The organism is Kribbella sp. CA-294648, assembly GCF_050943845.1.
GTDB lineage: Bacteria > Actinomycetota > Actinomycetes > Propionibacteriales > Kribbellaceae > Kribbella.
The window spans coordinates 2,572,017-2,583,273 of sequence record NZ_CP191981.1; the positions used below are offsets into that span (position 1 = coordinate 2,572,017).

The following is an 11,257-nucleotide window of genomic DNA, read 5'->3' on the forward strand; positions in this document are numbered from 1 at the left end:
CATGCGTGCCGAACGGCTACTCCGGCTTCTGCTGCACCTGCAGACCCGCGGGCAATCGACCGTCGAGCAACTCTCGCAGCACTTGGACGTCTCGCCGCGAACAGTCCAGCGTGACCTCGACGCCCTGAGCCTGGCCGGGGTGCCGGTGTACTCCGTCCGCGGCCGGGGCGGTGGCTGGGCTCTGCTTCCGGGCTACCGCACGCGGCTGACCGGACTCACGCCGTCCGAGGTGATGTCGGTGTTCGTCGGCGCGACGGCGCACGTGCTCGCCGATCTCGGCATCGACGCGTCGAGCGACCAGGCGATGGCGAAGCTGATCGCCGAACTGCCGGAAAGTGCCCGGCGCGACGCCGAGTTCGCTCGCCAACGGCTGCTGATCGATCACTCCGGCTGGGACGACCAGCGCGAGGCGCCGCGCTGGCTGGAACTCTGCCGGCAGGCGATTTGGGCGGAACGGCGGATCACGATCACCTACCGGGATCCCGAGAGACAGTTGACCATCGCGCCACTCGGCCTGATCGCCAAGGCCCGGACGTGGTACCTGATCGCGGTCCGGCCCGATGCGGCGGTGCGCACCTACCGGTTGAGCAGGGTGACCTCGGCATCGCTGACCCACGAGACGTTCAAGCGACCGAGTGGCTTCGATCTGACCGAGTACTGGGCGGATGCCGGGCGGCGCTTCCGGGCGACCTTGCCGTCGTATCCGATCGTGCTGCGGGTGCGCGACCACGCAGTACGGCGGTTCAGGCCGACAGGTCCGGTGGTGCCGGATGCCGACGGCTGGTCTTTGGTGGAAGCGGATCTCGAGAACGCCGATGAGGCGTGCGCCGCCGTTCTTGCCCAAGCAGGCGACGCCGTTGTCGTCTCGCCGCCGGAACTGTCGGCGGTGGTGCTTCGTGCCGCGAGCAGGATCGTGGGATCTCACAGCTGACGCCAAATGGCCCCTCCGCAGGGGGAGGGGCCATTTGTTGAGGGGGTGGAGGTCAGCCGCGGGTCAGCGTGACGCCGTAGTACGAGGCGGCGTCGACGACCGGCTGGTAGAAGGAGTACGAGCCGGTGGCGTTGCCGCCCTGGTTCCAGCCACAGTCGTGGCCGTCGTTCGGACCCCCCGACGTCATGCCCTGGGCGATGGTGCCGGAGATGTAGGCGCCACCCGAGTCGCCGCCCTCGGTGCAGACGGTCGAACGCGCGAGGCCGGAGGTCCGGGTGACGCTGCCGCCCGCGCCGCCGTAGTTGACGGTCAGGTTGTACTGCGTGATGGTGCCGCAGGTCCAGCCCGTGGTGTTGCCGGCCTTGCAGATCGTCGTACCGACCGGAGCCTTGGAGGAGCCGGTGACGCGGGTGGTCCGGCCGTTGCGGTTGTCGATGTAGCCGCGGCCGATGTCCTCCGAGTCGATGTCCATCAGGCCCATGTCGACGCTCGGCGAACCGGTGCGGAAACGGCTGGCGATGCCCTTGCCGAGGTGGACCCCGGAGCGGTTCAGCACGTCGGGGTTGCCCTCGACGCAGTGGCCGGCGCTGAGCATCACGTTGTTGCCGTTGCTGGTGGTGCCGGAGAAGCCGAGGGAGCAGTTCGTGCCCGGTACCAGGTCCATGATCTGGCCACCGATCACGTCGGCGGTCATCGACAGCGTGGTGTCGTTGGTGCTCACGTCGACACCCGGGATCGCCTTCAACTGCTTGACCAGGGCAACAGTCTTCGCAGACTGCTTGCCGGGCTGCAGGACGACCTGCAGCCGGTCGGTCGGCAGGTCGGCGCCGATCGACTGGACCTGCAGCGAGCCGGACTTGTCGGCCAGTGCCTGGACCTGGGTCTGCAGCTTGGCCAGCGCCTTCTCGCCGCGGGTCACGGTCCGCGGGGTCAGGCCGTGCTCACGAGCGACCTCGGCGGCCTTGGCCGAGTGCACGTTGACGACCAGTTGACGGGACGCGTCGAAGAAGGCGCCGTCGATGTTCGCCGTACCGGCCTCGGCGGCCTCGAGTGCCGACGCTTTGCTGTGCTCGGCGTCGAGCCGCACCTTGGCGTCAGCCGGGGACACGCCCCAGCTCTTGCCGAGGACCTGGTAGACGCCGTCGGTGGGGGCGGGGACAGGGGCGCCCGCCGCGCTCTGAATCGGGGCCAGGGCGGTGGCACCGAGTCCGAGCACGAGGACTGCACCTGCGAGAGATTTACGCATGGGTCACATCCGGTTCCTCTTGTGTGGCCTGCCTCAAGGCCACGGTGAGGGAATCGTTGGGGGTAACGGAGGATGACCGCAAGCAAACGGAAGGTGACCAAGGGGTGCTGCGGGACTGGTCAAGGGAAAGCCTTCGGCTACGCTCGGTCGACCATCACGTAACCGAGGGCGAACACGCATAAAACGGTTTAGCCCCCCTCTGCTTGTCACCGGCAACCGCCCCCAACTCGTGGCCGACAGCAACCACACCCGCCCGGCCGGTGCTTCGCGGCGGATTTGAGCCGGGCGGTCGATAGGATCGGCGGCATGGTTTACCAGCCGATGAGTCGTCGTGCGATCGGGCGGTTCGCCGGGATCGCCGTGGCCTCCACTGTCGTCGGGTTGCTGCTGCGGCCGGTGAATATCGGAGCCGCGGTGTGGGCGTTCCTGCTGGCGGTCGGAATGTACGGAATGGTCGGCTACGGCGTACTGGACCGGCTGGTGGACCGGTGGAACCGGTCGCGCGCTGTCAAGTGAGCCCGGACGGCCGCGGGTTGGTCCGCGGCTAGGTGGCGAGGTCGGCGAGGCGTTGCTGATGGCTGTCGCGGCGGCGTTTTGCTAGTTCCGCCGCTCGGGTGGCGCGGTCGAGGGCGCGTTCGAGGCGGGCGGTCTCGCGTTGGGTGGTCTTGAGCTGCTGGCGGGCGTGGTCGAGTTCCTCGGTGAGGCGCTCGGTGGCGGCGTGCAGGTCTTGGACCTGGTGCTGGTGGGCGTCCAGCAGGGACTCGGCCGCGACGCGCTGCTTCTCGGCTTCGCGGTACTCGGCGTCGACCTCCTTCGCGCGCGCCTCCAACTCCGCTTTGCGACGCTGCAAGGCGGGGTCCGGGCCGGCCGGTCGGCGCTTCGGGGCTGTCTTTGCGGCCTTCTTTGCCGGCGTACTACGAACCGCCCGTGGTTTCAGCGGCGCGAGTTTGGCGGGGGAGCCGGTCTCGTCGACCACCCCGAACCCGACGTGCCGCAGTGCGCTGGTCAGCTGGCCGCTGCGCAGCAGTTGGGCGGCACCGGGATCGATGAGTGCCGCGTCGAGGGTTTCGGTGAGCCGGTCCATGACAGTTTGGGTCGGTGGCCGGCCGAGCTGCTGGGCTTCGGCCCGAGCGGTGGCCACCAGCGACTTGACCAACTGGTGCCGCTTCGGGGTGAGTGCGCGGAGCCGGGCGCCGTCGGCCGACAGGTGCGCAGTACGGAGTTGTTCTCCGAGCTCGGTGAGGGTGTTGATGCCATCCGGGTCGGTCCGCACCAGCAGGTTGGCCAGCCAGGCGGCCAGGGTCGGCCTGCGCAGTGCCTTGATCGCGGTACCGGTCGAGCCGCCGACGGTCTTGGCCAGGTGGTTGCGTGCAGCGGTGAACTCGTCCGGGGTCAACCCGTACAACTCGACGGCCACGGCATCCAGGTCCACCTCTCCAGGGTGCGCCAGCTTCGGCCCCGCCGCCAGCCCTACGGCGGGCCGCGGTTCCCCGATACCGATGCCTAGGGCAACTTTTCGGGCAATCGCAAGTGCAGCTGCACAAGCGAAGGCCGTCAGTCGGCCCGCGCTGCTTGGACCAGTCCGTCCGCGAGGGCCAGTGCGTGGAGTCGGCCGGGGCAGGCGTGCGGGCCGGCGCCGAATGGTGAGTCGGTCAGGTCGACCTCGACGGTGGTGCCGTCCGGGGCCACCCGCCGGGTCTTGGGCACCGGCGGGCCGGTGCGGCCTGCGAGGGTGTTGGCGACCAGGGCGGCGGTCGCGTCACATGCCTGGACCAGCAGGGCGATCCGGTTGGCCGTCGTCTCGTCGTACGCGCCGAGGATCCGGACCATGCGGTCCACGGCCTCATCTGCCGCGGGGGTGATCGTGGTGTGAGGTTGGTAGGACTTCGCGATCACGGCGATGTCCTCGGCGACGGTGGCGGGCATCCCGAGCGCTTCGGCCAGCACCTCGACCGGGCCGGTACCGCGGCGTAAGGCCAAGGCTCGCAGGGATTCCGGGTCGACGGCGGCCAGATCGGCCACGGCGAGCGCACGTCGGCGTTGATGTTCTGATCCGTTGCTGAACCGCGCCACGGAAGCCCGGAGCCACGCAACACCACTGGCGGCGTGGGGCGGCGAAGGGACCTGGTACTTCGGATCGGTGAGCACGAGACGACGGTACGACGCTGTCGCTTCGGTGCCGGCCGAACTGACGGCCGGGGTCGGCCCCGGGCACACTCTGTGAACGTGCACAGCTGGGTCGAGTTGTGCCTCCGCACGCAGGCGCTGGGGAGGTAAGGTCGGGACACGCCGCTGCAGATGAGGATCGATGACGGACACTGTGCCAGGCCGGAGCGGGCGAGCTCGACCCAGACGCCCACCCACCATTCATGACGTCGCCGCGCAGGCCGGTGTCTCTCGCGGTACCGTCTCCCGCGTTCTGCAAGGTGGCCACAACGTCAGTCCTGCCTCCCGGGAAGCGGTCGACGCGGCGATCCGCAAACTGAACTACGTGGTGAACCGGGCCGCGCGCAGCCTGGTGACCCAGCGGGCCGGCTCGATCGCTTTCCTGCTGTCGGAGACGCAGGACGTGTTCTTCGAGGACCCGAACATCACCACCTTGCTGCGCGGCTGCACCACCGCCCTGGCCGGCCACGACATCCCGCTCGTCGTGATGACGGCCGGTACCGAGGCGGAGCGCCGGCGCATCAGTCCGTACCTCTCGGCGCACCCTGTCGACGGCGTACTGCTGTTCTCCTCGCATCGCGGGAATCCGATGATCGAGTACCTTCAGCGGGCCGACCTGCCCTTCGTCTGTTGCGGTAAACCGCTCGGCCGGCACGGCGCGGTCTCGTACGTCTCGGCCGACGACCGTGAAGGCGCCCGGACCATGGTGCAGTACCTGATCGAGTCCGGCCGCCGACGGATCGCGACCATCGCCGGTCCGCAGGACACCCCCGGCGGACTGGAGCGGTTGCTCGGCTATCGCGAGATGCTGGCAGAGCAGGGGATCCGCTACGACAAACGGCTCGTGGTCAGCGGCGACTACAGCCGGGCGAGCGGCGAGGCGTGTATGCAGGACCTCCTCAGCCGGGTGCCGGATCTGGACGCCGTCTTCGTCGCCTCGGACCTGATGGCCGACGGTGCCCTGATCGCGATCAAACGGGCCGGCCGGCGGATCCCCGACGACATCGCCGTCGGCGGCTTCGACGATGCGCCGGTCGCGGTCACCGCCGACCCGCAACTCACCACCATCCGCCAGCCGTGGTCCCGGATCAGCGAAACCATGGTCCGCCTCCTCCTGGCCCAGATCAACGGCGAAGGCACCGCCACCGTCATCCTCCCGACCGAACTGGTGATCCGCACCTCGGCCTGAGTCGGTCGCTTGACAGTTCTTTGACAGAACCGGCCGCCCGCCGCCCGAGCCGCCGTCGCACTCCTACCGTGGGTCCTGCTCCGTCGCGGAAGCTCCATCGTCCGCTCGGTAACCCGCCCCGTACCAAGGAGATGACAGCGTGAAGATGCCTCGTAAAGTCCTGGCCGCGGCAGCGATCCTGCCGCTGGCCGCGATCGCGGCGATCGGTGCCGGACCGGCCGCCCAAGCGGCCGAGCGGCCGCCGAACCCGCTCCAGAAGCCCGGCTGGATCCTCGACCGGAACGACGAGTTCAACGGCAGCCTGGACCACAACCTGTGGATCACCAACTATCTCGAGTCGCGCACCCCGCAATGGCGATCCGCGGCCCGGTACGGCTTCCGCAACAACGCGCTGGTACTGCGGATCGACAACGACCAGCCGACGTACTACTCCGACGACCGGATGAAGGTCTCCAGTCTGCAGACCGGCCAGCGCAACGGCCTGCACAAGAACAATCGCTTCGACCACTCGATCCCGACGGTGATGAAGTACACCGCCAAGTACGGCTACTTCGAGATCCGGGCCAAGACCTCGGCGCGCAGCGGTCTGCACGCCGCCTTCTGGATGATCGGCAAACAGGACACCGCGAGCCAGTCCGCGGAAGTCGACATCGTCGAGCACGCCGGGCGCTATCCCCGGAACTTCAACTTCGGCATGTTCAAGTGGGGCGACCCGAACGCGCAGGAGATCCACCACAACATCGCCGTCGACTTCCCGATCTCCACCGAGATGCACATCTACGCGCTGGAGTGGACTCCGACGCAGATGAAGCTCTACGTCGACAACGTCCTGAAAAAGACGATGAACGTCTCGCCGGCCTACCCGATGGTCTTCCTGCTGGGCATCTACGAGAACGCGGGATGGACCGGATCGGTCGATCCCGCCGACCCCAGGCCGAAGGAGTTCGTCGTCGACTACTTCCGCTCCTACCGCAGGTAGCCGAATCGAGCCGCGGCTGACAGAAGGAGCCCGCCACGCTATAACAAGCGTATGCGTGACCAGGCGACGGAGGACGACCGGTTCGGGCGTGAGCTCCGTCGACTGCGGGAACAAGCGGGGCTCACGCAGGTCCAGCTGGCCACTCGTCTCGGGTACAGCCACACCTACGTCTCCAAGCTGGAGAGCGGCGCCCGCGTGCCGCGCATCGCGTTCGCTGGTGGGGCCGACGAGCTGCTCGGCGCGGGTGGTTCGCTGGTCGGGCTGGCCACGAATGCCAGGGCGCGACGGCAGCAGGACAACGACAGAGGCTTCGCGGACGGGCCGGTCGGCGTACCGCTGCCCCGGCCGTCCATCGCGGCAGCGGTACGGCCGCAGCCGGCCCGGAGCTTCCAGCTGCCGGCGTTCGGCATCACCTGCCCGCTGCACGGAATGGCCGGCTGTCAGGCGTCCACACCCACTGACGGCCTGGAAGGGCTGGCCGAGGTGCGCGTGGTCGGGACTGAGACCGTGCACAGCCTGGCCGCGCTGCTGATCTCCTTCATCGAAGCGGATGTCGAAGGACGACGTGGTGATCTCCTCGGGCCGGTGGAGCAAACGCTCGCGGCCATCACGAGATTGGTGCCCAAGGCCCCTGAACAGCTCGTCGTCGCCTTGCTCCGGCTCGCTGCCCAGTACGCCGATCTGGCCGCCTGGCTGCGCGTCAAACGCGGCCAGCGCGGGATCGGGATGGCGTGGTTGCACCGGAGTGTGGAGTGGGCGTCGGCAGCTCGTGATCACGCGACGGTCTGCGTGGTGCTCAGCAGTATGAGCACCCTTGCCGTGCTGGAGGGGGACGGCGCGACTGCGGTGGAGTACGCCCAGGCAGCGGGGTCGGTGGAGAACGGTCGCGGGTGGATCGGCGTACAGGCTCGGCTGGACGAGGTGCGTGGGCAGGCGCTGCTCGGAGACTGGCGTGAGGTCACACGGCTGTCGACCGAGGCGCAGCGCGCCGCGGACCGGCTCGGCAACCGGGACCGGCTCGAGGCGCCGTGGCTGTTCGACGCCGAAGGGGCGACGTTCATCGCGTCCCACCTCGCCGGTGCCCTGCGAGATCTGACCGAGACGACCGGAGATCTCGCGATCGCAGGCCGCGCAGTGGACTTCGCCGAATCGGCGCTGACGACCATGCCGGACCGAATGCCCTTGAGTCGCGTGCTTCTGACGCTCCGTCTGGCAGACAGTCACGCCTGTGGCGATGCCGTCGACGCGGCTGTCGCCGTGGCTCGGCCGGTGCTCACGGACGCACAGTCCGCCGGCAGCACTCTCATCGAGCACGAGCTGGACCGGCTGCGCACCCGGCTGGCAACCCGCGGCAGGGACCTGTACGCCGGCCTGTGAGGCGCCGTCCGCGGCGACTTGACAATCTTTGACAATACCGGCGCGTAGAGCCCTGCCGGGTGCTCGGGCCACTAGCATTCGACCTTCGCTCAGCAAGCGGCTCAGAGGCCGTTAGAGGCTGTGCACGTGCACAGATTGTCGGCACCCAGGTCTTGCCAAGCCCTGTAAACATGCGCTTTCATCAACGTGAACTCAGCGTTTCGACGCCGTGTGCACGTGCACAGCGATTGAATCGTGTCAACCCGCCTCCGCCCCGCTCCTTCTTTCGGAACCGCCGACCCCGCGACGTTCTCGCCGTGGGGTGTCGGCGGCCGCCCCGGCCAGGAAGAGGTACCGCCCCATGGTGAGCAGTGACCGCAATCTCCTGAAGAACCCCAGCAAGTACAGGCCGAACCGTCGGCAGACCGGATCCGCAATCGCTCTCACCCTGGTGGTGGCCGCGGCCGGACTGGTGCCAACCTCGAGCGTCGCCGCAGTACAGGCGTTGCCTCCGCAGTGTTCGGGCAGTTCGCCGATCAGGTGTCAGTTCAATGTGGCCCCAGGCAACTATCAGGTCACCGTCGAGCTCGGTAGTCCTGACAGAGCAGCCAATACGTCCATGTCGGTGGAAGCCCGCCGGCAGATCCTCTCCGCCGTCTCGACCACCGCGGGTCAGGTCGTCCGCACCACCGCGACGGTCAACGCCCGCGTCCCGGAAGGACAGCCCACAGGTCAGGGCGGAACCGGTACGTCGGGCCTCAGCATCACCTTCGGCGGGAGCGCGCCGCAGGTCCGCTCGCTGACAGTTGCGCCCGCAAGCGCGCCGTTGGTGGTCTACCTGGCGGGTGACTCGACCACCTGCGACCAGTTCACCTCGCCCTACGCGGGCTGGGGGCAGGCGTTCCCCGCCCGAGTGGGCAGCGGTGCGGTGATCGCGAACTACGGGGACTCCGGCGAGAGCTCCGGAAGCTTCCTGTCCAACCGGGCGCTGTTCCCGACGGTCAAGCCGCTCATCAAGAGCAAGGACCTGGTGTTCATCCAGTTCGGGCACAACGACAAGAACACGACGTCGACCGCGTTCCGCGACAACCTCACCCGGATGATCAACGGCGTCCGCGAGCGTGGCGGCTCGCCGGTCCTGGTGACGCCACCCGTACGGCGGCAGTTCAGTGGCAGCACGCTCACCCGGACCGCCCAGCACGTCAACGGTCTCGGAGTGGATCTGCCCGCGGTGATGCGTTCGCTCGGCCGCAGCGGGAACGTTCCGGTGATCGACCTGACGGCGAAGAGCAAGGCGCTGGTGGAATCGCTCGGCCCGTCGGCCTCCCAGCCGCTGTACCTCACCAGGGAGACGGGCGACAACACCCACTTCTCCCTGTACGGCGCGACCAAGATGGCCGACCTCGTCGTGCAGGGCGTCCGCGAGCAGAACCTGTCGCTGACCGCCTTCCTGCGCTGACCTCACAGACTTCCGGATCGGAGAACCTCATGCGGAGATTGGCTATCAGGCACCGGCTCGGCATCGCGGCCGTCGGCATCGTGACCGCGGCTTTGCTGCCGAACACAGCGGCCGTGGCGATCGACACAGCACCGGCGGCGGAGGCTCAGCCCGCGGCGACATCGCAGGTCGAGAACCTCAACCGCGGTGTGATCAGTGTGCACACCGGTAAGGGCAACCGGGTCAGTTGGCGGCAGTTGGCCGACGACCCGGCCGGCACCAGCTTCAACGTGTATCGCAACGGCATCAGGGTGAACAAGGCGCCGGTCAGCGGCGCGACCAGCTTCGTCGATACTGGTGCGCCCGCAGGTGCCAAGTACGTCGTTCGGGCTGTGGCAGACGGGGTCGAGCGGCAGGCGAAGCACGCCGCGGAAGACTCGCTGACCCTCAATCCCGTCTCCGGTGCGGCCGGCATTATGGCCAGCAGCCGGGACGTGCCGATCCAGCAGCCTGCCGGCGGTACGACGCCGTCGGGTGAGCGGTACACGTACGTCGCGAACGACACCAGTGTGGGCGATCTCGACGGCGACGGTCAGTACGAGATCGTGCTGAAGTGGGACCCGACCAATGCCAAGGACAACGCGCAGGCGGGCTACACGGGCAACGTCTACCTCGATGCCTACAAGCTGAACGGCACCCGGTTGTGGCGCATCGACCTCGGGCGCAACATCCGAGCCGGCGCGCACTACACGCAGTTCCAGGTGTTCGACTACGACGGTGACGGCCGCGCCGAGGTGGCGGTCAAGACGGCGGACGGCACCCGCTCCGGGACCGGTCAGGTGATCGGCAACGCGAGCGCGAATCATCGCAACTCCTCGGGCTATATCCTCACCGGGCCGGAGTTCTTGTCGGTGTTCCGCGGAACGGACGGCGCTGTCCTGGCGACCGCGAACTATCAGCCGCCGCGCGGCAACGTGTCGTCGTGGGGCGACAACTACGGCAACCGGGTCGACCGGTTCCTGGCCGGTACGGCGTACCTGGACGGGACGCGGCCGAGCATCATCATGGCCCGCGGTTACTACACCCGCTCCGTCATCGCGGCCTGGGATTACCGCAATGGTGCTTTGACGCAGCGGTGGATTTTCGACTCCAACACGGCCGGCAGTCAGTGGGCCGGGAAGGGCAACCACAACCTGTCCATCGCGGATGTGGATGCCGACGGGCGTGACGAGGTGATGTACGGCTCGATGGCGATCGACGACAACGGTCGTGGGTTGTGGCAGAACAACACCCACCACGGCGACGCCTACCACGTCAGCGACTTCATCCCCAGCCGTCCCGGCCTCGAGGTGTTCAAGCCGTCCGAGTGGACCAGCGAGCCGACGCACTGGATGGGTGACGCGCGGACCGGTCAGATCATCTGGAGTGCACCGTCGTGTGGCTGTGACAACGGCAGGGCAGTCGCCGCGGACATCTGGGCCGGCAACCGCGGCGCCGAAGCCTGGTCCGCCTCCGTCGGCGGACTGCGCAGCGCCACCACCGGCGGCCAGGTCGCGTCCCGCAAACCCGGCTCGATCAACTTCGTGATCTGGTGGGACGGCGACGCGCAACGCGAACTGCTCAACGGGACAGCGATCAGCAAGTACGGCACAGGTGGTGACACCCGCCTGCTCACCGGGTCGGGTGTGGCGTCGAACAACGGCACCAAGTCCACGCCCGCCTTGTCGGCCGACATCCTCGGCGACTGGCGCGAAGAAGTCATCTGGCGCACCTCCGACAACCGCGCCCTGCGCATCTACTCCACCACCGACAGCACGAGCATCACCCGGCCGTCGCTGATGCAGGACCGCCAGTACCGGCTAGCGGTCGCCTGGCAGAACACCGCCTACAACCAGCCGCCCCACCCCAGCTTCGCCATCGGCTGAGCTGCACTCACCAACCTTGCCGGCGGA

General features: G+C 68.2%; 10 protein-coding genes. 7 read left to right on the forward strand and 3 right to left on the reverse strand.

Features of this window, described 5'->3' with window-relative positions:
- Position 1: 1 nt before the first annotated feature.
- Positions 2-931 carry a helix-turn-helix transcriptional regulator gene (locus tag ACQPYM_RS12445; RefSeq protein WP_433019557.1) on the forward strand — a complete coding sequence of 310 codons (930 nt, stop codon included), beginning with the start codon at positions 2-4 and terminating at the stop codon, positions 929-931.
- A gap of 52 nt (positions 932-983) precedes the next feature.
- On the opposite strand, the gene ACQPYM_RS12450 is transcribed toward ACQPYM_RS12445, so the two are convergent.
- Entirely contained in the window at positions 984-2,177 is a 1,194-nt protein-coding gene (locus tag ACQPYM_RS12450; protein ID WP_433019560.1) for a S1 family peptidase, read from the reverse strand.
- A 306-nt stretch (positions 2,178-2,483) separates the two neighbouring features.
- Between ACQPYM_RS12450 and ACQPYM_RS12455 the strand changes: the two genes are divergently transcribed.
- A complete protein-coding gene (locus ACQPYM_RS12455; protein WP_433019563.1) occupies positions 2,484-2,693 on the forward strand; it encodes a hypothetical protein in 210 nt (69 codons plus the stop codon).
- Positions 2,694-2,721: 28 nt separating this feature from the next.
- Here ACQPYM_RS12455 and ACQPYM_RS12460 read toward each other — a convergent pair whose 3' ends face one another.
- Positions 2,722-3,609 (reverse strand): hypothetical protein, encoded by an 888-nt coding sequence (locus ACQPYM_RS12460; RefSeq protein WP_433019566.1) that lies wholly within the window; start codon positions 3,607-3,609, stop codon positions 2,722-2,724.
- 122 nt (positions 3,610-3,731) lie between these two features.
- Positions 3,732-4,325, reverse strand: a complete 594-nt coding sequence (locus ACQPYM_RS12465) for a hypothetical protein (RefSeq protein ID WP_433019568.1) — start codon at positions 4,323-4,325, stop codon at positions 3,732-3,734.
- A gap of 160 nt (positions 4,326-4,485) precedes the next feature.
- Here ACQPYM_RS12465 and ACQPYM_RS12470 point away from each other — a divergent pair, with 160 nt between their 5' ends.
- The 5 genes from ACQPYM_RS12470 to ACQPYM_RS12490 all read left to right on the forward strand — a co-directional run bounded on the left by ACQPYM_RS12470 (position 4,486) and on the right by ACQPYM_RS12490 (position 11,230).
- On the forward strand, positions 4,486-5,532 hold the full coding sequence (locus ACQPYM_RS12470) for a LacI family DNA-binding transcriptional regulator (protein WP_433019571.1): 1,047 nt from the start codon (positions 4,486-4,488) through the stop codon (positions 5,530-5,532).
- 145 nt (positions 5,533-5,677) lie between these two features.
- Positions 5,678-6,511 (forward strand): glycoside hydrolase family 16 protein, encoded by an 834-nt coding sequence (locus tag ACQPYM_RS12475; RefSeq protein WP_433023261.1) that lies wholly within the window; start codon positions 5,678-5,680, stop codon positions 6,509-6,511.
- A 51-nt stretch (positions 6,512-6,562) separates the two neighbouring features.
- On the forward strand, positions 6,563-7,888 hold the full coding sequence (locus ACQPYM_RS12480) for a helix-turn-helix domain-containing protein (protein WP_433019574.1): 1,326 nt from the start codon (positions 6,563-6,565) through the stop codon (positions 7,886-7,888).
- A gap of 340 nt (positions 7,889-8,228) precedes the next feature.
- A complete protein-coding gene (locus ACQPYM_RS12485; protein ID WP_433019577.1) occupies positions 8,229-9,326 on the forward strand; it encodes a rhamnogalacturonan acetylesterase in 1,098 nt (365 codons plus the stop codon).
- Positions 9,327-9,355: 29 nt separating this feature from the next.
- Complete coding sequence (locus ACQPYM_RS12490) at positions 9,356-11,230, forward strand: rhamnogalacturonan lyase (protein WP_433019580.1); 1,875 nt, start codon at positions 9,356-9,358, stop codon at positions 11,228-11,230.
- The last annotated feature ends 27 nt before the right edge of the window (positions 11,231-11,257 follow it).